Source organism: Yinghuangia sp. YIM S09857 (genome assembly GCF_051388915.1).
Classification (GTDB): Bacteria; Actinomycetota; Actinomycetes; order Streptomycetales; family Streptomycetaceae; genus Yinghuangia.
This window is the reverse complement of record NZ_JBPKBH010000020.1, coordinates 58,945-79,629: the sequence shown is the minus strand read 5'-3', so window position 1 is coordinate 79,629 and position 20,685 is coordinate 58,945. Positions and strand designations below refer to the sequence as shown.

The window sequence follows — 20,685 nt, the reverse complement described above, 5'->3', positions numbered from 1 at the left end:
CCCCCCCCCCACTTGCGTGCGGCGGTGGGGCGGCGGGGCCGCCTCAGTACCTGCGGTCCACCACCGCCCCGGTCGCCGCCGTCCACACGATGTACCCGCCCTGGAAGTTCGACCGCCGCCCGCCCGGCACCGCGAACTCGTCGCTGGTCGGGAACCCGAGGTAGGACCGCTCCGCGCCGCGTGCCGTCCACCGGGTCTGGATCAGCCCGTGCACCTCGTGCGCGCCGGACGGGGGCGACCAGTGGACGACGCCGCCCTCGAACGCGTTGTAGCGGCCCCGGCCGTCCGACGTGGGCGCCTCGTCGGTGGTGGGGAAGCCGAGGAGGCCGCCGTCCCAGCCGAACTGGCCGTACTTCGTGAAGATGGCCCCGTACACGCTGTGCGCGCCCGTCGAGGGCTTCCAGTAGATCGCGCCGTTCTGGAAGTTGTTGTAACGGCCCACCCCGCTGCGGGTGGTGCCCTCGTCGGTCGTCGGGTAGCCGTTCGGCCCCAGCTCCCAGCCCATGGCCGCCCATCGGGTCCGGATCGCCCCGTAGACCAGGTGCGCGCCGGTGCCGGGCGTCCAGTACGACGAGGCGCCGTTCGCGAAGTGGCTGAACCGCCCGATGCCGTCGGGGGTGCGCGTCTCGTCGGTGACCGGCGCGCCGAACACCGGGGCGCCGCCGCCCGCAAGGTAGTTCGTGAGGATCATGCCGTGCACCTCGTGCACGCCCGCCGCCGGTGTCCAGTAGGCCCGCCCGCCGGTGAAGTCCCGGTACCGCAGCGCGGCGTCGCCGGTCTCCGGCCCGGTCGGGGCGCCGAGGAGCGTGCGGAAGCCGGCGTCCGCCGCGTACCGCCGGTCGATCGGCGTCCGGTAGGTCGTGGTCAGCGTGACGTCGCCGTCCGGCATCACCAACTCGCGCGACCGGGGCGCGCCGTCGGTCCACGACGCGAACGTCGCGACCCCGTCGACCGCGACCTCGGGGGCGATCACCGTGACGCGCGCCCCGACCGTGAGCGGGACGCTGCGCACCGGCATCGCGTTGACCGTCACCGCGGCGGGCGTCTTCCCCGCGATCGTCAGTGTGCGGAGTTTGGGCTTGGCCGTGTAGGTGGTGCGGGCGACGACCCCGTCCGCGTCCGTGGCGGTCGCGGTGATGACCAGGCTGGTGTTGTCGCCGTGGTCGGTGAACGGCTCCGCGTACGCCGGACCGTCGTACGACGTACCGACGTGGTCGTGGCAGTACGGGCCGCTGCAATGCAGGATCGTCGACGTCCAGCGGATCGCGAGCGGACCGCTCTCGACGTCGGTCGCCGTCGCGCTCAGGCGCACCGGATCGCCGACCTTGAACACCGTTCCCGGCGGCGGCGCGGTGAGCGTCAGCACCGGGGCGTTGTTCGCCGGGACGACGGTGACGTCCGCGGTGTCGGCGGCACCGGAGGGGTCGCGCACGGTCAGCCGGGCGGTCAGCGGGCTGGTGCCTGGCGCCGCGTACGTGTGGTTCACGCGCATTCCGGTCGCGGTCGTACCGTCGCCGAAGTCCCAGGTGTAGGTGAGCGGGTCGCCGTCCAGGTCGGTCGATCCGCCGCCGTCGAAGGTCACCGTGCGGGTGGCGGCGTCAGTGGTCGTGGCCGCCTGGGCGGTGGGCGCCCGGTTGCCCGGGGCGTAGACGAGGCGGCGCATCTTGGCGCCGACGATGTCGGCGTACACGATGTCGCCGTTGACCGCGGTGCCGAACTTGACCGGGGCGCCGATGCCGGAGCCGAAGCCGCCGGGCTCGGGGGCGCGGGTGAGGTTGCCGGCCGCGTCGTACCTGAGCGTGTAGAGGCGGTTGGAGCTGTAGTCGCCGAAGAAGTACGCGCCGCGGTAGGCCGCGGGGTAGCTACTGCCGGTGTAGACGACTCCGCCGGTGACGGCGGTGCCCTGCGGGCCGTGCACGTACGTCCACAGCGGCTTGGCGCCGCCGACGCCGCGGCAGGCCGCCAGGTCGGTGTACCCGGGTGCGGCGGCGTCGCCCTCGCGGCACGGCCAGCCGTAGTTGGAGCCGGGCCGGATCAGGTTGACCTCTTCCCAGGTGAAGTAGCCGACGTCGCCGAGCAGCGGGGCGCCGGTGGCGGGGTCGAGGCTGAAGCGGAAGGGGCTGCGGAAGCCGTACGCGTAGGTCCGGCTGCGCCACGACGAGGGGTTCGCCGCATCGTAGAAGGGGTTGTCCGGCACGCCGCGCCCGTCCGGGTACATGTGGATCAGCTTGCCGTAGCCGGTGGTGAGGTCCTGCGCGCGGAAGGCGAGCGGATCCACGAAGCGGTAGTCGGCGCTGTCGCCGATCGACACCCACAGCGTGCCGTCGGGAGCGGCCACGATCGTGGTGATGGTGTGCGTGTGCGAGTTGGCGACCAGGTCGATGAGGATGCGCGGGCCGGTGAGCCCGGTCGGCTCCCCCGTACCGGCGACCGTCCATGCCTCCAGGCGCAGGTGCCACACGCCGCCGACGGTGACGACGCGCGAGGTGTAGATCGTGCGCGAGGTGCCGTAGTCGTGCGCGACGGCCAGGCCGACGAGACCGAGGTCCTGTTCGGTCTCCACGTCGAGCTGGGCGACGGTACGCGCGGTGCCGGCCGCGGAGACCCACGCGATGCGGCCGTTCTTGCCGGTGGTGAAGTAGCCGCCGTCGGGCGTCCAGGCGAAGTCGGTGAGCAGTTCCGATTGGCCGGTGGGCATGTCGCGCAACTGGAACCCGGCCGGCAGCGCGGGCGCCGCCGAGGCGGTGCCGCCTCCCCTGAGGACGACGAGGGGGATGGCGAGGAGCGCCGCGAGCAGGAAGGTGAGGACGGTGTTTCCGGGTCGTCCACCGGATATTCGGCCGGTCTTTTCGTCCATGGAGGCCCCCAGTAAGGACATACGCCTGCGTAGTGCGTATGACGCTCCTGGTGGGGCGCAGGGTTGTGCTGGTCCGGGCGGTTTCGCCGGTACGCGCCGGTAGCGGCTGCCGGCCGGTGGCGGGTTCGGTCAGCCGACGGGCACGGATCGGGCCGTCACATGGGACGCTGCCGCCGCCGTATGCCGGGCGGCGTTGCGGCGGTGCAGGGCGCCCACCCAGTCCGCCGCCGCCTCCGCCTGCCGCATCGCGCTCGGGGCGACGCCTGGATTGCGGATCAACTCCCGTACACCATGGTCCAGTTGGGTTCGCCAGGCGCCGAACAGAACGGTCGCGCTCTGGAACGCGGTCGGGACGGAGTGACCGTACTCCCGCATGAGCACCGCCACGAGCGACAGGCGCCGGCCCGTCTCGACGGCGTGCGGGTAACCGGCCAGATCCTCGTCCACCCCGTTGAGCAGAGCGGCGAGTTCGCCGAGCGGCGGTACGCCTTCCGCCTCCCGCCCGCCGGGTCCGCCGGGTCCGCCGGGTCCGCCGAGCGCGGGATCGAGGCGGTGCAGCACGGTGAGCGTCGGCACGGTCGTACGGTCGGCCCGGTTGTCGAGGAACTCGGCCAGGCCCGGCGGCGTGTCGGCGGACAACCACTGCTGCTCGCGGCAGGCGGCCGCGGTGTGCCGGGCCAGCGCGTCCGCGAGTTCGGGCAACAGGGCGGCACCGTCGGCCGCGACGATGCGCTCGTGGATGTCGGTGAGGGCGAAGTGCAGCGCGTCGGCGCCCGTCGTACAGCCGTCCTCAAGCACGGAGACGAGGGAGGCGCTGTAGTCGGCGTCCCATCCGGCGGTCTCCGCGCGGTCGGCGAGTACCGCGAGCCAGGTCGCGAACAGCGCTCCGATGCGCAGCACGCCCACGGGAGCGTCGCGCATCACCTCGGCCACCGGGGCCACCGGGCGCGTACGGTCCACTTCACCGCCGTCGGCCGCCGCGTGCAGTCCGGTGCGCTGCGCCCACGCGCGCGCCTCGACCGCCACCGTCTCCGCCGCGGGATGCGGCGCAACGCGCGGACACCGCGCGCCCACATGCGCCATCGCCTCGGCGACCAACGACTCGACGTCGCCCCGAGGCACGTTCAGGCCCTTCTTGCACTGATGGCCGGCTTCATGGCCAATGCCCTGCCACAGCTACGCGCCCCCGAAACAACCCAAGCCAAGGACACACTCGTCCGGCCCAACCCGCGCCATCCCCCAAGACGCCAACCGGGCGACCCTGCTCCCCCACCCCAACTCGCACTCGTTCCTCAAAGCCGCGCCAAAACCTCCTCCACCGCCCGAGCCACGGCAGCCTCCGAACCTTCCCGATCCTCCCCCTCCCCCAGGACCGCGTCGGGGAGTTCCGCCGCCCAGGTGACGGCGGCGGCGGGGAGGTCGCCGTACAGGTGCGGGAACAGCTCGCCGCCGCGCGACGGTTCCCAGCGCAGGCCGTCGCCGAGCCGGTCGGCGTCCACCGCCAGGAGCGTGAGCCCGGTACGTCCGCCGAAGTGGCGGCGCGCCGTCCCACCCAGCTGCGAGGCCGTCGAGAAGTGGATGAAGCCGTCCTCGCGATCGACCTCCGATCCGCCGAACACCCCGGCGGCTTCGGCGGATTCCCACTCCCGGGTGGACAGCAGTTTGTAGATCAACGAAGGGTCCATGAACGGAGCGTACGGCGTATGGTTCGGCCATGGCTTTCGACCCTGCGGAGACCGAGCGCGAGTTGGCGCGGCTCGGTGCGGCGAAGTATCTGCTCCTCACGACCTACCGCAAGGATGGCAGCCCCGTGCCGACACCCGTATGGGTGGCACGGGACGGGCAGACCCTCGTGGTCTGGACCCGCACCGTCACGGCCAAGGTGCGCCGACTGCGCCGCGACCCCCGAGTCGAGTTGGCCGAGTGCACCTTCAAGGGCGCCCCCCTGGGCTCCGGCATCGCCGGCACCGGCCGAGTCCTCGACGACCCGGCCGACTGCGACAAGGTCCGTGCCCTGATCAAGAAGAAGTACGGCCTCACCGGCTGGCTGACCGTACAGAACAGCGTCCTATGGCGAGGCCGATCCGGAACCTTGGGCATCGAGCTGACCCTCACCCCCTAACCCCACCTGCCCCCACAACAATCGTCACCCCCCGGCGCGCGGCCGCCCCCCTCCGACCGCGCGCCACACCCCCCAAAGACGCCAGCCGCTCCAAGGCCCCATTCTTGAGCGGACACACAAGACCAGCGTCGCGCAGATCATCAGGATTGCCGCGGTTCGCCTGCCGCATCCCGGAAAGCCACGGTCAGGGCGGTCACGGGCGTCAAGTCCTGACCACGCTCCGGGGGGACGACCCACCGCAGCGCCTCCCCCGCAACGCTGCCGACCCAGACACCGGCAAGGCGCCCCGGTTGTCGATGTACCGGCACCAGCCGCGCACTTGCGCATCCGGGGCACCGCCGACGGTGCGACACCACGCGTCCTCCGACCCCGGGCCGACCAACCACGCCCGGCGCCGGGAGCGCGCAGCAAGGCGTACCGCCGTTGGGAACCTATTGGGTGAGTTCTTCGTGGATGGCGGTGGCGAAGGTGTCGACGTCGGATTCTGTGGTGTCGAAGGCGGTCATCCAGCGGACTTCGCCGGTGGATTCGTCCCAGGTGTAGAAGCGGAAGCGCTTCTGGAGGCGTTCGGTCGCCTCGGCGGGGAGGGTGGCGAAGACGGCGTTGGAGCGGACGGGGCGGGTGAGGGTGACGCCGGGGATGGTGCCGACGGCTTCGGCGAGGCGGGTGGCCATGGCGTTGGCGTGGGAGGCGTTGCGGAGCCAGAGGTCGCCGGCGAGGAGGGCCTCGAACTGGACGGAGACGAAGCGCATCTTGGACGCGAGCTGCATGGAGAGTTTGCGGAGGTAGTCGACGCCGCGTACCGCGTCCGGGTTGAGGACGACGACCGCCTCACCGAACATGAGGCCGCTCTTGGTGCCGCCGAAGGACATGATGTCGACGCCCGCGTCGGTGCTCAGGGCGCGCAGCGGTACGTCGAGGGAGGCGGCCGCGTTGGCCAGTCTCGCGCCGTCGAGGTGGACGAGCATGCCGTGGTCGTGCGCGTGGCGGCAGATCTCCGCGATCTCGTCGGGCGTGTAGACGGTGCCGAGTTCGGTGCTCTCGGCGATGGACACCACGCGGGGCTGCGCGCGGTGCTGGTCGCCCCAGCCCCAGGCCTGACGGTCGATCAGGTCGGGGGTGAGGCGTCCGTCCTCGGTCGGCACGGTGAGGAGCTTGAGGCCCGCGACCTTCTCGGGGGCGCCGCATTCGTCGACGTGGATGTGCGCGCTCTCGGCGCAGATGACGGACTCCCAGCGGCCGGTGACCGCCTGGAGCGCGACGACGTTGGCGCCGGTGCCGTTGAAGACGGGGTACGTCTGGGCACTCGGGCCGAAGTGCGCCCGGAACACGTCCTGGAGGTACGCGGTGTAGGCGTCCTCGCCGTACGCGACCTGGTGGCCTTCGTTGGCGAGGGCGATGGCCGCGAGGATCTCCGGGTGCACGCCCGCGTAGTTGTCGCTCGCGAAGCCGCGGGCGGCGGGGTCGTGACGGCGGCGGGCGTCGGTCCGCCCGAAGGGCGCGGTGTCGGTCCGCCCGAAGGGCGCGGCGGCGGTGCGGTTCGGGGTCCGCGCGCCGGGAGTCGCACGAGGCGCTGCACCGGGAGTCGTACCGGGAGTCGCACCAGGGGTCACTGCGTCAGGCACAAGCGCTGTCCGTTCACGTCGTCGGTGGGCCGGTCCCACAGGGCGGCGATTTCTTCGGCGAGGTCGGCCACGTCGGTGTAGCCGGGGAACTTGGCGTCGGGACGCTCGACCCGCAGCAGCGGCCACACGAGCGCCTTCACGACGAGGATCGCCGCCGCCGGGCCGTCCAGGGGTTCGGCGCCCACGCCGTCGCCCGCGGGGCCGTCCACGGCGCGGTCCTTGCGGAGTCGGCGGAACGAGTCGGCCATCGCGAGGGTCCACGCCTCGGCCGCGGCCTTCGCGGCGGCGTACCCCGCGTTCCCGGCCGTCGGCTTGGCCGCCGCGGTCGCGGAGATCAGCACGAAGCGGCCGTGCTGGGCGCGCGCCAGCGCGTCGTGGAAGGCGAGCGAGGTGTTCTGGACGGTACGCACCAGCAGACGGTGCAGGAACTCCCAGTCCTCCAGCGTGTTGTCGGAGAAGTCCTTGCCTCCGCGCCAACCACCCACCAGGTGCACCAGGCCGTCCACGCGCCCGTGCCGCTCCTCGATCTCGTCGGCCCACGCCCGCGTCGCCGCCGGGTCGGTCAGGTCGACGCTCGTGCCGTGCGCCCGCCCCCGCGGCGCCAGCGCGACGGCCTCGTCGAGCCGGTCCCGGGCGGCGTCTGCGGCCTCGACGACCGCGCCGGCCCGGGAGAGCCGCCGTACGGCCGCCTGCCCGGCAGGTCCGCCGGCGCCGGCCACCGCGATCACGGAGCCCTCGGGCAGCAGTCGGAATCCGTCGGGGGTCATCGGTCGGTACCTCCCACGATGCCCCGAGTGGATGCGATGACGTCGGCGAGCCTGCGCCGCAGGCCCTCGTAGAACATGCTCAGCGGGAACTCGTCGGGCAGGACGGCGTCGACGAGGTGTTTGGGCGGCCCGTCCAGCGGCAGCGCGTCCGGCCCCTTGGCCCAGGTGGAGCCGGGGTGCGCGGGGACGTACGCCGTCACCAGCTCGTAGGCGGCCATCCAGTGCGCGACGCGCGAGCGGTCCACACCGCGACGGTACAGCTCGTCGACCTCGTCGCCGAGCGCGATCACGGCGGCGGTGACCTTGTCCCAGCCGACGGTGAGTTTGCCGTCGTGCCACTCGACGACCCCCGCGCGGTGGAGGTACGCGAACAGGAGCTGCCCGCCGAGCCCGTCGTAGTTGCGTACGCGCCCACCCGTCACCGGGAAGCGGAACAGCCGGTCGAACAGCACCGCGTACTGCACGTGCCGCGCGGTCGTGATGCCGACGCCCTGCCGCTCCAGCGCGACCGCCTCGCGGAACGCCGTGAGGTCGCAGCGCAGTTCCTCCAGCGCGTACATCCAGAACGGCATGCGCTGCTTGATCATGAAGGGGTCGAACGGCAGGTGGCCGCGGCCGTGCGTGCGGTCGTGGATGAGGTCCCACAGCACGAACGCTTCCTGCGCGAGTCCCTGATCGTCAATCAACTCGGTGGCGTCCTCGGGCAGTTCGAGACCGAGGCTGTCGGACGCGGCGCGCGTGACGCGGCGGAACCGGGCCGCCTCGCGGTCGCAGAAGATGCCGCCCCAGGTGAAGCGCGGGACTTCGCGCACCGCGATGGTCTCGGGGAAGAGCACGGCCGAGTCGGTGCCGTAGCCGTCGGTGAAGTCGACGAAGGCGATCGGCACGAACATCGGGTTGTCGTACTGCGTGGACTCCAGCGCGGCGAGCCATTCCGGCCACACGACGCGGACCAGGACGGCCTCGAAGTTGCGGTCCGGGTTGCCGTTCTGGGTGTACATGGGGAAGACGACAAGGTGCTCCAGGCCGTCGCGGCGGTCCAGTTCGGGCCGGAAGGCGAGGAGCGCGTCGAGGAAGTCGGGCACCGCGAAGCCGCCTTCGGCCCAGCGCCCGAGGTCTCGGACGACCGCGTCGAGGTACGCCGCGTCGTGTGGCAGCACCCCGGACAGCTCCACGACGGCGCCGCTGATCTCCGCGGCCAGCTCGTGCGCGCGGCCCAGATCCTGCGCCGTCCCGTCGATCGAGCCGTCCGCGGACTGCATCGCGCGCAGCTCGGCGACCGCCACCTTGAGGCGCGGCCATGCGGAGTGTGTCGCCGCGGATCCCGTCGGGGCGGGCCGGACGGTTGTTGCTGTGACCATGACACCCCTCGTAAGCACATCGACAGATTGTCGTCAAGGAATCATAAATCCGAAGATTCTTCGGTTTCAAGTCGCTATAACGGATAATTCTCTTGCCAAAGCCGCCTGCGACAGTCAAGGCGAAGCAATACCCCCGATGCGGCCGGGCCTTGCGCACCCGAACACCTGACGACTTCTTGACGACTACTTACAGTGAACGGGCCGCACGGCCGCCCCGCGCGCGCTAGGCAGCCGTGGGAGTGAACAGCGCACTCGCGGTCACCGGACGCAGCCCTCGCCCCCGCAGCCCGTCGAGGAGTGCGGGCAGTGCCGCAGTCGTGCCGTCGTGCCCAAAGTGCAGGCTGACCACGTCCCCCGCCGCCACCTGGTCGAGCACGTTGCGCACCACGGCTGCCGGGCCCGGCTCGGTGTGGTCGCGCGAGTCGAGGCTGTACGCGAGGCACGTCGGATACCCGGCGCGGGCGGCCTGCGCCTTCACGACGGCGTTGGCGTACTGCGTCTGCGATGGCCGGAACCAGCGCCCGCGCGAGCCGGTCAGGGCGGTCAGCCGGTCGGCGCACGCGGCGATCTCGCGGTACGCGGTCTCCGCGTCCATAGCGAGCATGTCGAGGTGGTGCTCGCTGTGGTTGCCCAACTCGTGCCCGCCCGCGAGCACCCGGCCGGCCATCGCCGGGTACTCCCCCAGCCAGGTGCCGACCGCGAGCACGGTGATCCCGACGCGTGCCCGCTCCACCACCGCCAGCAGCCGCTCCACTCCGGCCGGGTCGCCCTGGCCGTGGAACGTGAGAGCCACCTCCGGCCGCCCGGTGGCGGCCCGGGCCACCTCGGGGGGCATGGCGGCGGGCAGGGGCGGGAGGTCGTGCGGGCCGGGGGCGTCAGCCGCGGCGGGCGGCGGGGCGGAGGTGCCGGGGTGCGGAGCGGCAGGGTGCGGGGCGGCGGCCGAGCGTACGGAGTCCGGCGTACCGGACGCCGCCCCGCCGCCCCGCCCGGCGGCGGGGTCGCCGGACCCGCACCCGGCCGCGACAACCCCGGCAGCCGCGGCCGCAGCACCCTTGATCAGACTCCGTCGGTCGACACCCATGCCGGAACGCTAGGCGCCCCGCGCGGCCCGGCCCCCGCGACACGGCCTGCCCCGGCGCGCAGATCAGCCGAACGAGTCCACGGCCGTCACTGCCCACCGCCGCGCCGCGGGGTCCATCGCCGACGCGGTTGCCGAGCCTGCCGCCACCGGGGGCGTTCGGATCGACGGCGTGAAACCCAAGAATGTCTGCACATCCCCGTCGGGTTGCCTGCGGGCCGTGGTGCGTGTGCTCGCAGGGCGCGGCCCGCGGCTCGGCCTGGGTTTGGCTTGGATTTGGCCTGTGTTTGGCTTGGGAGGCCGTCAGAGCCCGGCGGCAAGGGTCGTAACGCCGCGGGCGGGCGTGCCACTTGGGAAGGCCGTCAAGGCCCGGTGGCATACCACGGACCGCGCGCCCGGCGGGGCTGCGACAACACGACCCGGCGCCGGCGTGCACCCGCAGGGCTCGTCGAGCAGTGGAGCGTCAGCCGTCGACGTCCAGCGCCGTCCCGTACAGCCGCGCCGCCTTGAGGCGGATCACCACGCGCCGTTCGGCCACCTGCTGGGCGAAGAAGTCCGCGGGATCGGCCGGACGGGCCGCATCCGGGAGCATCGCGAGCAGTTCGCGCCCGATCTCGTCCCCGGGGACCGAGGACGGCCCGGACACCTCTGCCTCGCCCTCCGCGACCGCGAACTTCCAGTGGTCGTCGGTGGATACGTGTACCGCGGCGCGCGGGTCGGCGCGGATCTGACGGACCTTCACGCGGTCTGCGGTCGTGGAGAAGCGGACGATCCGCGCGTCCGGGTCCCAGGCGTACAGCATCGTGGTCAGGTGCGGGTGGCCGTCGCGCCGGACGGTGGCCAGCGTGCCGAACTGCCGCTGGGCGAGCAGCGCGGAGAGCGCATCGTCGGCCAACGCGCGTGGGGCGGGGCCGCCTTGATCATCAGTCATACCGACCGGCAACCGCCCGCCGCCGGGGGCTATTCCGGCCGTCCGGAACGCGCGGGGCCGATCGTCTTCTCGAACCAGTGGTGCGCGTACGGCTCGTCGTTGAACGCCGGGACGTCCCGGAAGCCGAACGAACGGTAGAGGCCGATCGCGGCGGTCAGCGTCTTGTTGGTGTCCAGGCGCAGGACGTCGCGGCCCTCGCGCACGGCGCGCTCCTCCAACTCCGCGAGGAACCGGCGTCCCAGGCCCAGACCGCGCGCCTGCGGGGCGACCCACATGCGCTTGATCTCGGCGGGGGCGTCGGCGGGCAGTTTGAGGCCCGCGCAGCCGATGGCCACGCCGCGCAGCCGGGCGATCACGAAGACGCCTTTGGGCGACCGGAGTTCGCCGGCGTCGGGGAGCAGACTGCGGTCCGGGTCGAAGCCGGTGTCGAAGCGTTCACCGAGTTCGGCGAAGTACCGGCCGAGGCAGACGTGGGCGTCCGGGTGGTCCGGGTCGACGTCGTCCAGGACGACCGTCGCGGCGGTCAGGAGCCGGTCGACCTCGGCCATCGCATCGACGAGCCGGGCGCGCTGGGCCGGGTTGAGCGGGCGCAGCAGCGAGGCCGCGAGGGCGTCGCTTCGGACGTCCAGTGCGGCGCGCTCGGCCCGGCCCGCGTCGGTGAGGCGGACGGTGCGCACGCGCCGGTCCCGCGGGTGCGGCGAGACGGACACCAGGCCGTCCGCCTCCAGCGACCGCAGGAGGCGGCTCACGTACCCGGAGTCGAGGCCGAGTCGTTCGCGCAGGCGGCGTACGTCCTGCCCCGCCTCGCCGACCTCCCACAGCAGCCGCGCCTCCCCGATCGGCCGGCCCCGACCCAGGTACTCGTCGTGCAGTACGCCCACGCGCTCGGTGACGGTGCGGTTGAAGCGCCTGACCTGATCGATCTGCTCGCCGTCCATTCTCTGACTCTAGTCAGAGAATGGACGGAAGGCATCCCCGTCCCGCCTCCTTCCGTCACCGAAACCGCGCCAGAGCCGGCGCGCACGCCAAAACGGGCGCCCGCTGCCAGACCGGCGCCTTTACGCCGGCGATGCCCGGCGTGTTGTGCCGGGCGAGCAGGCCCGAGAGGATCGCGGCGTCACCAGGCCGGTGCCTTCACATTGGCGATGCCGAGAGTGTTCGTGCCGGGAAGCAGCCCCGAGAGGATCGCGGCCGTCAGCAACGGGACGTTGAGCTCGATCAGCCGGTCGATCTCCGCCGGACCGAGCACCCGCCAAGGTGCGGAGGCGAGTTCGTCCGTGCGGCGCTCGATCCGGTCGCGCAGTTCGCGGCCCTTGTCGGTCGCCGCGCCGTCCGCGTCCACCATCCCCCGAGCCCGCAGCCGGTCCGCGGCGGCCTGCCATTCCTCGTCGCTCCACTGGCGGCTCGCGAACGTCTCGACCGGCGCGGCGCCGATGGCCGCGAACGACACCAGCGCCTCGCACCCGTCGAGATCGTGGTCGACGAGGCTCGCGATGTGACCGTCTCCGCGGTGCTCGCGCAGCAGCGAGATCGCCTGCCACAGGACCAGGTGCGGCTCGTCGGGCCACGGCAGGTCGGCCGTCGCGGCGGCGAGCGGGCGGCCGACCGTGTCCGCGGACTCGGCGGCGCGGCGTACCAGCGCGGCGAGCTCCGCCAGCCCCGGCGTGTCCAACTCGTCGGGCATCATCGCCCGGTACATCCGGTCCACACCGCGCAGCCGGGCTTCCAGGACCCGCGCGGGCTCGGCGACGTGCCACGCCGACTGGACGTGCTCGGCCACCATCGCGGGGCTGAAGCTGTAGAACGCCGCGGTGACGAGGCACGGGCCCGCGGCACCGAGCGGGGCGGCGCGGAAGGGGAAGTACGCCGGCCAGCGCGTCTCGGTGGCGTAGCCGAGCCCGGCCGCCTCCTCGAACACCTCGGGGGCGTAGAAGAACGGGGCGAACACCGGTTCGAGCTGGTGCCAGAGCCGCCGCGCGGACTGCCAGTAGTAGACGTCGTCGGTCATGCGGTGGGCCTCGCAACGGGAGAGTGCCGGGGATGGTCCGGGGCCGGTCGCCCGTGACCGATTCTGCAACCTGATGCGGCGGCGGCATCCGAACACACACACGCGTATGTCCACAAAACGCGGACTCCCCGCGCCGGAGGCGCAGTGGGCGCGGCGCCGAGGCCGTGCGCTCGGGTGCCGGGCCCGGGTGCGGCAGTCAGGCCCCGAGCCCGGGTGCGGCAGTCAGGTGCCGGGCCCGGGTGCGGCAGCTCAGGTTCCCGGGGCCGCCGCCTCAAGCTCGGCGACGCTGCCGGACATGATGGTCCGCACGTGCTCGGTGATGTGCTCGGCGGGCCAGTCCCACCAGGCCACCGCGAGCAGGCGCTCGACGTCGTCCTCACTGAAGCGGGTGCGGATGACGCGCGCCGGGTTGCCGCCGACGATGCCGTAGTCGGGGACGTCGGCGGTGACCACCGACCCCGAGGCGATGATCGCGCCGTGGCCGATCCGCACGCCGGGCATCACCATCGTGTTGTAACCGAACCACACGTCGTTGCCGACGACGGTGTCCCCCCGGTCGGGCAGGCCCGTGAGCAGGTCGAAGCGCTCGGCCCAGGAACCGCCCATGGTCGGGAACGGGAACGTCGAGGGGCCGTCCATGCGGTGGTTGGCGCCGTTCATGATGAAGCGCACGCCGGTCCCCAGCGCGCAGAACCTGCCGATGACGAGCTTCTCCGGGCCGTAGTGGTACAGCACGTTGCGCGTCTCGAACGCTGTGGGGTCGTCCGGGTCGTCGTAATAGGAGTACTCGCCCACCTCGATCAGCGGGGACGTCACCAGGGGCTTGAGCAGCACCACCCGCGGCTGCCCCGGCATCGGGTGGAGTTGCGTCGGGTCGGCGGGCACGGGCACGGCGGTGGATCCTCTTCGGTGGTACGGGGTGGGTTCGGTTCTGATGATCACCGTACTGCGGCCGCGGGCGAGCCCACCTCGGGATTTCCGCCGCCTCGGCTTTTGCCCGCTCGACTTCCGCCGCCTCGGGTCCCGGCGCCCCGAACCGGCGCCCCAGGCCCGGCGCCCCGAACCCTGCACCCGCGGTCAGAGGCCGTACGTCTTGGCGATGATCTCCCGCTGGATCTCGCTCGTGCCCCCGTAGATGGTCGAGACGACCGTCGCCCGGACGTGCCGCTCCATGTCGTACTCCGTCGCGTAGCCGTAACCGCCCATCATCTGCATGCCCTCCAGGGCGATGCGCTTGGCCGTCTCGGTCACCTTCAGCTTGACCATCGACGCCTCGCGCGGCAGCAGCCGTGCCGGGTCCTGGTCGACCTTCGCGGCCACCGAGTAGACCAGCAGCTCGCAGCACTCCAGTTCGGTAGCCAGGTCGGCTATGCGGTGTGCGAGCGCCTGGAAGCTGCCGATCGGACGACCGAACTGCTCGCGCCCGCGCACGTATTCGAGGGTGTCGTCGAAAGCGCGCCGGGCGGTGCCGAGCATCATCGCGGCCAGGATGAGGCGTTCGGTGTTGAGACCGCCCATGAGCTGGCGCCAGGCGTGGTCGACCTCGCCGACGACGGCGTCCGCCGGGAGCTCGACGTCGGTGAAGAACAGGTCGTTGACCTCGCTGCCGCCCATGGTGTCGATGCCGCGGACGTCCAACCCCGTTACCCCGGCCGGTACGTGAAACATCGTCAGGCCCTCGTGCTTGTCGCCGCCGGTCCCGGTCCGGGCGATCAGCAGGATCGAGTCCGCGAAGTGCGCGTTGGAGCACCAGGTCTTCTGCCCGTTGACGCGCCAGCCCTCCGAGGTGCGTTCGGCCCGGCAGGTGAGCGCGCCGACGTCGGAACCCGCGCCCGGCTCGGACATCGAGATCGAGAGCACAGCGCCGTCGCAATAGCGCTTCAGCACCGCCTCGCGCTGGGCCGCGCTGCCGAAGCGCTGGTAGACGCCCGCGGTGATGCGGGACGGCCCGTGCCCGCCGATCGGGGCCATGCCGTACGCCGTCTCCTCCAGGAACAGGCAGGCGTCCACCATGCCCCCGCCGGCACCGCCGAACTCCTCGGGCAGGCCCACGCCGACCCAGCCGAGCCCGGCCATCTTGCGGTACAGCGCGTCGTCGTGGGTACGCGTGCCTCCGCCGGTCAACTCGCGCCTTCGTTCGCGCGAGCCGCACTCGCGACGCACGAAGTCCCTTATGGCGTCGACAAACGCCTGCTGCTCTCCGGTGATGGTGCGTGCCATGATCGCCCCCTGGTCGCCGTCGGCCGTACAAAGATACATTCGGCGTTGACTTGTGTCATCGTGCCGCGGACGATGAATGCGTGGGTCCGACGTGGGCCCGAAGTTCACCCGACTTGGGCCCGACGGACCGTCAGAGCACATGCTGAACAAGGAAGTTGGTGGCCATGCAGGACGATGCCGCCCCGCGGCGCGGGTCCGAGGTGTGGCGCCGCTTCGGTGACATACGCGGACTCGGGCTGACCGCCCACGTCCTGGCGATGCAGATCGCGCACCCGGTGGTCGGCGCCGGGGTGGTCGACCACTCCGACTACCGGAGCGACCCGTACGGCCGCTTCAACCGCACGTACCTCTCCATCACGACCGTCGTCTACGGCGGCCCCACGCGCTCGGCCGCCGAGGCCGAACGGCTCCGGATGCTGCACCGCCGCATCCGGGGGACGGATGAACACGGCCGGAAGTACCACGCATTGGACCCCGGGGCGTACGCCTGGGTCCACCTGACCCTCGTCAAGGCGGTCGCCGACGCGCACGCCATGTTCGGGCGGCCCATGACCCGCACCGAACTGGCCGTCTACTACGCCGAGAACATCCGCCTGGGACGCCTTCTCGCTGTGCGCGCCCAGGACATGCCACCGACCTGGCCGGAATTCCTCGACTACTACGACGACATGGTTGAACACACCCTCGAAAACACGCGGGCGCTCCGCGAGTTCCTGGACACGCTGCGCCGCCCTGCCAAACCGAAGGCGCTGCGCCGCCTCCCCGACGAGCGCTGGCGCCAACTGACCGGCCCCACCGCCCGCATCACCTACCTGACCACCGTCGCCGCGCTCCCCGAAACCCTGCGCAAGCGCTGCGACCTGCACCTGACGCCGGAGGAGCGCCGCGAGGTCGAACGTTTCGCCCGGCGCGTCCGCACCGCCACCGGCCTCATCCCGGCCCCGGCCCGCCGGGCGCCGGCGGTCCTGGTGCCGCGCATCCACCCGCTGCTGCCCGGGCAGCGCACGCGAGCCGACGCATCAGGCCGCAGTACCATCGGGAGCCGATGAACACCTCGCGCACCGCCGTTCTCGCCGACGCGCTCGCGGCGGGCGACTCACCGGACCCCACCACCGAGCGCATCCTCGACGCGGCACGCGACCAGTTCGCGACCTTCGGCCTGCGCCGCTCCACGGTCGAGGACGTCGCGCGCCGCGCGCGGGTCGGGCGGGTCACCGTCTACCGGCGCTTCGACACCAAGAACACCCTCGTCGAAGCCGTGCTGGTACGCGAATGCCGGCGCTTCCTCGCGGCGTTCGACGCCGAGGTGGCGGCGCTGCCGACGATGGAGGAACGCATCGTCGCGGGGTTCGTGGTGGCGCTGCGGGACGCGCGGACGGCGCTGATCGGCCGTCTGATCCAGTTGGAGCCGGAGACCGCGCTGCCCTTTCTGACGACGCGCGGCGGTCCGATCCTGGGGGTGATCCGCGACTACCTCGCCGCGTCGTTCGGGCGGGCGCCGGACGCCACCGCGGTCGACGCGGAGGAGGGCGCGCAGGTGGCGGAGATCTTCGTACGGCTGACGGTGTCGTTCCTGCTCACTCCGCAGAGCATCGTGCCGGTCGACGACGAGGCGCAGGCCCGCGAGTTCGCCCGGCGGTTCCTGGCGCCGATGGTGACCGGACCGGCGAACGGCCGGGCCCGGCCGGGTAGAAGGACCGGCAAGCGGTCCGGCGACTGAAGCCGCGTCGAATCCGCGGTCGGATCCGCGGGTCGGGTCCGCGGGTCGGGTCCGCGGGTCGGATCAGGGGGTCGGATCCGGGGCTGGGATCCGGGGTCGGATCCGAGATCGGATCTGCGGTGCCGCTCGCTTCAAGGCTGCGCACCGATCTGCCGCAGGCCAAACGTTCCGCCTCCGCGGGCGTCCGGCCGAGGCGTCGTGAAGGCCCGTCGGAAGCTGCGGCGGCACGTCCGCTTTCCTCCTGGAATCCCCCTGAATTGCCGTGCGGAGAAGGGGTTCTCCCGCTCAGCGGCAGGGTCCTGATCATCCGTAGGATCCTCCCCCGTGATGACATCCAAGAAACGAAGGATCGCGGCAGGGTTGGGGGCCCTGCTCATGGCCGCCGCCCTGGGCGGGGCGACCCCCGCCGCCGCCGACCCCGACAACGGGCCCGGCACCGCGCCGCCGCCCAAAGTGGACCTGGTCCTCGACCTGAGCGGGTCGATGAACCAGAACGACGCGGGCGGCGAGACCCGGATCGCGGCCGCGAAGAAGGCGTTCAACGAGATTCTGGACTCGCTGCCGGACGACGCGCTGGTCGGCCTGCGGGTGCTGGGGCAGGGGAACCCCGGGAACAACAAGGCCGCCGGCTGCCAGGAGACGATGCAGCTCGCGCCGGTCGGCAAGCCGGACAAGGCGGCCATGAAGACCGCCGTCGCGGCGCAGCGGCCGACCACCGGCTGGACACCCATCGGCCTCGCCCTCAACAAGGCCGCCGAGGACCTGGGCAAGGAGCAGGGCAGCCGCCGCATCATCCTCATCACGGACGGCGAGGACTCCTGCGCGCCGCCCGACCCGTGCGACGTGGCAAGGCAGTTGGCCGCACAGGGCCTCAACTTGGTGATCGACACGCTCGGCCTGGTACCGGACGACAAGACCCGCAAGCAGCTCACCTGCATCGCCAACGCCACCGGCGGGACGTACACCTCCGCCAACAACGCCCAGGAACTGTCGGAGCGCGTCACGCAGTTGGTCGACCGCGCCGTGGAGAAGGCCGAAGAGGTCACCATCCCCACGGTCGTGCACGGCAGTCCGAACGGCTGCGCCGACGCCCCGCTGCTGGGCCCGGGGGTCTACAACGACCGCGAGGAGTTCGCGCAGCACCTCTGGTACAAGGTCCCGCAGTTGCCGGGCCAGGAGTTGCGCGCTTCGGCGACGGTCGGCATAGACCGTCCGGTCGCCCGCGACTACGACGTCACCATCACGGCGGTGACCGAGGACGGGCGTGACCTCGCCCGGCACACGGACGCCGGCAGCGGACGCATGGACGCCCAATCGGCCGGCCTGCGCTACTCGTTGCCACTCAAGGGCGACGACGACCCGGAGCCGAAGGACGCGAAGATCACCTGCCTGATGGTGAGCACGGCGTTCCACGGCGGACCGGGCGCCGCGCAGAGCCCGGGCATGCCGGTCGAGTTGCTGATCGACCTGGTGAAGGCGTCGGACGCGCAGGCGGCCGACACCCACGGCCTGGGCCGCGGCTGGATCTTCCTCGGCGTGCTGGCCGGCGTCGGCCTGGTGGCGGGTCTCCTGTTCGGCTGGATCGTCCGCTTCTTCGCGGGCATGCGGAGGGCTGTGTGATGCGTAACCCGAACAACTCCACCTCTGCCGAACGGCGTTCCCGCCGAGCGAGCACGCGCCGCGCCCGCGTGCTCGGACTCGCCTCCCTGGCCGCGGCGTTCGCGCTGACCGGCGGTCCCGCGGTGGCGGCGACCGACGACCCCTCGCCCGGCGGCTCGGGTTCCGGACCGGGCAACGGCACGTCCGCGACCAACGTCCTGCCCGGCACGTCGTTCCTGACGGCCGGGAAGATGGAGGCCGACACGTCGACGACGACCTCGGGTTCCGTGGGCGAGTACATGTACTGGTCGTTCCCCGCGCTCGCCGAGCAGGACGTGGCCGCCAAGGTGACGCTGACGCTGCCGAACGACCTGAGCTCGGCGACCACTTGGCGCGTCGACGTCTTCGACGGCATACGGCGGCACCAGCCGTGCGCCTCCGGGCGTCCGCAGGTCTCGGCGCCGCCGCCCGAGACCGAGGTGCGGATCGACTGCGGGCCGCGCACCATCCGCCCGTGGTCCGAGGCGTGGTCGGCGGATCCGCTGCCGGGCACTTACTACGTGCGCGTCTCCGCCCTGGAGTTCGACGAGAAGGACGTCGGCCGCAAGATAGGGGTCAAGCTGGAGCTGTCCGCCAAGGGCGGCGGCGACTCGGGGCCGGACGCGGGCCAGGACGACGCGCTCAAGGCGCCGCTCGTGCCGGTCACTCAGGCGGGCAAGCCGCTCCAGCCGGGGCAGGTCGCGGAGACCCGCAAGGTGACGTTGGCCGGGTTCGACAGCGGCGACGACGCGTGGCTGTCGGGTACGACGGGCCGGTGGGTCTGGACGTCCGCGGGCGGCGTCGTCGCGATGCTGCTCGGCGTCGGCGGCTACCTGTTCTCCCGTCACCCGCGGCGCTGGTTCCGGTAGTCGACGGCACGAGGTAGCTAGACGCCCGGGCGGGAGGCCACTTCGGCCTTCCGCCCGGGCGTCCTTTCGTCCGGCCCGCGCCCGGACGTCTCCGCGCACTCAGATGTCGCCGGATTCGCGCACTCCCCCGCGCTGCGCGAACTCCAGGAATGTGCGCGCCTGCCGGCCGGTCGCCTCGGCGGTGTGCACGAGCGCGACCGCCCGCAGCAGCGGGGGGTCGAACGAGCGGACCACCGCGGACTCGCCGAACACCCCGAGGGCGATGTCGCGGTACCAGAGCATCGAGCCCTCGCCGTTGAGCACCGAGGCGATCCAGTGCACACGGTCGTCGGTCTCCACGACCGCCACCGGACGCACCCACAGGCTGGCGAACATGGCCTCCATCTCGGAGCGCCGCCCGCTGCCGCGCGTCGGCATGGCCATGCGCAGCCCGTCGAGCATGGACCACGGCATCGGGTCGGGCAGTTCCTCGGACGGCGGCGAGACGAGGACGACTTCGTGCTCGGCGAGGCGGTGCGAGCGCAGGTCCTGCGGCAACGGGGCGTCGACGAGGCCGAGCGCGCTCAAACCGCTGCGGACCGACTCGAAGACGTCCTCGCGGCTGAGGCAGCGTACGACGTCCACCGAGACCCCGGGGGTCTCCGCCTCGAACGCCGGGACGATGCGGCCGGTCAGGTCGACGGCGAGGGTGTGCGTGGTGGCGATGCGCAGGCCGTTGACCCGGGCCGCCTCGGCGGCGCGGCCGACGTCCTCGATGGCGCCGACGGTGTCGAGGACGGTGCGGGCCAGCCGGACGACGCGCTTGCCCTCCGCGGTGAGACCCACGCTGCGTCCCTCGCGGACCAGGAGTTCGCCGCCGAGCTCGTGCTCCAGCGCCTTCAGGGCGCGGGAGAGCGCCGACTGCGCGACATAGAGGGCTTCGGCCGCCGCCGTCATGGTGCCGTGGTCGGCGACCGCTATCAGGTAGCGCAACTGCTGAAGAGTCACATGTCGCAGATTAACGCGTCGTCCTCGCCGACAAACAGGTTTCCGGGAATTCACCGAATATTTGCGGAGCGGCCGCCCGGTTCCGTACGGTGGCCCGCGACGGACGCCGGGTAATCGTCGGCAGGCGATAAACGGCACGCATTTTGGGCAACGAACCATGCCCGGAATGCATAGATCACCGGGCGGTTCGGGATGGCCGGCGGCCTGCGGCGGTGCGCTGCCGCAACGCCGCCCGACTCGCGACATACGCATGCGTATGGTCGCCCTCGCGTTTGCCCTGGTCAGAACGTGTTCTAGTGCGAATGCCCTGGTGGGACTCGGGTATCCGGTCCGACCGAGGTGGTCGCGGGGCGGTCGGCCCCGGTCCGGCGGGTGGTTGCGGACGGGGTCGCGGGACCGCCCTTGACAGCCCCGGACGCCGCCCGCACGATACTTCGTGCCGATCCGACGAAAACGATTCCGGTTAATCCGCGCACCATCCAGAAATGCCACCGCACCATGC

At 72.1% G+C, this 20,685-nt stretch carries 18 protein-coding genes; 5 read left to right on the top strand and 13 right to left on the bottom strand.

Features of this window, described 5'->3' with window-relative positions:
• Window positions 1-43 precede the first annotated feature (43 nt).
• The 3 genes from ACRX5S_RS32130 to ACRX5S_RS32120 all read right to left on the bottom strand — a co-directional run bounded on the left by ACRX5S_RS32130 (window position 44) and on the right by ACRX5S_RS32120 (window position 4,542).
• The gene (locus ACRX5S_RS32130; RefSeq protein ID WP_436776695.1) at window positions 44-2,857 is read right to left on the bottom strand and encodes a PQQ-dependent sugar dehydrogenase; all 2,814 of its coding nucleotides are present in this window, start codon (window positions 2,855-2,857) and stop codon (window positions 44-46) included.
• A 129-nt stretch (window positions 2,858-2,986) separates the two neighbouring features.
• Window positions 2,987-3,979, bottom strand: a complete 993-nt coding sequence (locus ACRX5S_RS32125) for a terpene synthase family protein (RefSeq protein WP_436776694.1) — start codon at window positions 3,977-3,979, stop codon at window positions 2,987-2,989.
• A gap of 170 nt (window positions 3,980-4,149) precedes the next feature.
• Window positions 4,150-4,542, bottom strand: a complete 393-nt coding sequence (locus ACRX5S_RS32120) for a DUF952 domain-containing protein (RefSeq protein ID WP_436776693.1) — start codon at window positions 4,540-4,542, stop codon at window positions 4,150-4,152.
• 29 nt (window positions 4,543-4,571) lie between these two features.
• On the opposite strand from ACRX5S_RS32120, the gene ACRX5S_RS32115 reads away from it, so the two are divergent.
• Window positions 4,572-4,979, top strand: a complete 408-nt coding sequence (locus ACRX5S_RS32115; protein WP_436776692.1) for a PPOX class F420-dependent oxidoreductase — start codon at window positions 4,572-4,574, stop codon at window positions 4,977-4,979.
• A 431-nt stretch (window positions 4,980-5,410) separates the two neighbouring features.
• Here ACRX5S_RS32115 and ACRX5S_RS32110 read toward each other — a convergent pair whose 3' ends face one another.
• The 9 genes from ACRX5S_RS32110 to ACRX5S_RS32070 form a co-directional block, all read right to left on the bottom strand.
• Window positions 5,411-6,604 (bottom strand): threonine aldolase family protein, encoded by a 1,194-nt coding sequence (locus tag ACRX5S_RS32110; RefSeq protein WP_436776691.1) that lies wholly within the window; start codon window positions 6,602-6,604, stop codon window positions 5,411-5,413.
• Window positions 6,589-7,371, bottom strand: a complete 783-nt coding sequence (locus ACRX5S_RS32105; protein ID WP_436776690.1) for an SDR family NAD(P)-dependent oxidoreductase — start codon at window positions 7,369-7,371, stop codon at window positions 6,589-6,591. The genes ACRX5S_RS32110 and ACRX5S_RS32105 overlap by 16 nt, the downstream gene beginning before the upstream one ends.
• Window positions 7,368-8,732, bottom strand: a complete 1,365-nt coding sequence (locus ACRX5S_RS32100) for a DUF6421 family protein (protein WP_436776689.1) — start codon at window positions 8,730-8,732, stop codon at window positions 7,368-7,370. Before ACRX5S_RS32100 ends, ACRX5S_RS32105 begins: the two co-directional genes overlap by 4 nt.
• A gap of 223 nt (window positions 8,733-8,955) precedes the next feature.
• Window positions 8,956-9,813 (bottom strand): polysaccharide deacetylase family protein, encoded by an 858-nt coding sequence (locus ACRX5S_RS32095; protein ID WP_436776688.1) that lies wholly within the window; start codon window positions 9,811-9,813, stop codon window positions 8,956-8,958.
• A 460-nt stretch (window positions 9,814-10,273) separates the two neighbouring features.
• Window positions 10,274-10,741, bottom strand: coding sequence for a pyridoxamine 5'-phosphate oxidase family protein (locus ACRX5S_RS32090; protein ID WP_436776687.1), 468 nt, complete (start codon window positions 10,739-10,741; stop codon window positions 10,274-10,276).
• A gap of 29 nt (window positions 10,742-10,770) precedes the next feature.
• Window positions 10,771-11,679: a GNAT family N-acetyltransferase gene (locus ACRX5S_RS32085; RefSeq protein ID WP_436776686.1), complete on the bottom strand. Its 909-nt coding sequence runs from the start codon at window positions 11,677-11,679 to the stop codon at window positions 10,771-10,773.
• A 179-nt stretch (window positions 11,680-11,858) separates the two neighbouring features.
• The gene (locus ACRX5S_RS32080) at window positions 11,859-12,749 is read right to left on the bottom strand and encodes an SCO6745 family protein (protein ID WP_436776685.1); all 891 of its coding nucleotides are present in this window, start codon (window positions 12,747-12,749) and stop codon (window positions 11,859-11,861) included.
• A 249-nt stretch (window positions 12,750-12,998) separates the two neighbouring features.
• Complete coding sequence (locus ACRX5S_RS32075; RefSeq protein ID WP_436776684.1) at window positions 12,999-13,640, bottom strand: CatB-related O-acetyltransferase; 642 nt, start codon at window positions 13,638-13,640, stop codon at window positions 12,999-13,001.
• Between the two features lie 186 nt (window positions 13,641-13,826).
• Window positions 13,827-14,969, bottom strand: a complete 1,143-nt coding sequence (locus tag ACRX5S_RS32070; protein ID WP_436776683.1) for an acyl-CoA dehydrogenase family protein — start codon at window positions 14,967-14,969, stop codon at window positions 13,827-13,829.
• Window positions 14,970-15,133: 164 nt separating this feature from the next.
• On the opposite strand from ACRX5S_RS32070, the gene ACRX5S_RS32065 reads away from it, so the two are divergent.
• From ACRX5S_RS32065 to ACRX5S_RS32050, 4 genes are all read left to right on the top strand, one after another.
• Window positions 15,134-16,018 carry an oxygenase MpaB family protein gene (locus ACRX5S_RS32065; protein WP_436776682.1) on the top strand — a complete coding sequence of 295 codons (885 nt, stop codon included), beginning with the start codon at window positions 15,134-15,136 and terminating at the stop codon, window positions 16,016-16,018.
• Window positions 16,015-16,689 carry a TetR/AcrR family transcriptional regulator gene (locus tag ACRX5S_RS32060; protein ID WP_436776681.1) on the top strand — a complete coding sequence of 225 codons (675 nt, stop codon included), beginning with the start codon at window positions 16,015-16,017 and terminating at the stop codon, window positions 16,687-16,689. Before ACRX5S_RS32065 ends, ACRX5S_RS32060 begins: the two co-directional genes overlap by 4 nt.
• Before the next feature lie 327 nt (window positions 16,690-17,016).
• Window positions 17,017-18,309: a VWA domain-containing protein gene (locus tag ACRX5S_RS32055; RefSeq protein ID WP_436776680.1), complete on the top strand. Its 1,293-nt coding sequence runs from the start codon at window positions 17,017-17,019 to the stop codon at window positions 18,307-18,309.
• Window positions 18,309-19,196 (top strand): peptidase, encoded by an 888-nt coding sequence (locus tag ACRX5S_RS32050; RefSeq protein ID WP_436776679.1) that lies wholly within the window; start codon window positions 18,309-18,311, stop codon window positions 19,194-19,196. The genes ACRX5S_RS32055 and ACRX5S_RS32050 overlap by 1 nt, the downstream gene beginning before the upstream one ends.
• Window positions 19,197-19,295: 99 nt before the next feature.
• On the opposite strand, the gene ACRX5S_RS32045 is transcribed toward ACRX5S_RS32050, so the two are convergent.
• A complete protein-coding gene (locus ACRX5S_RS32045) occupies window positions 19,296-20,183 on the bottom strand; it encodes a LysR family transcriptional regulator (protein ID WP_436776678.1) in 888 nt (295 codons plus the stop codon).
• Window positions 20,184-20,685 lie beyond the last annotated feature (502 nt).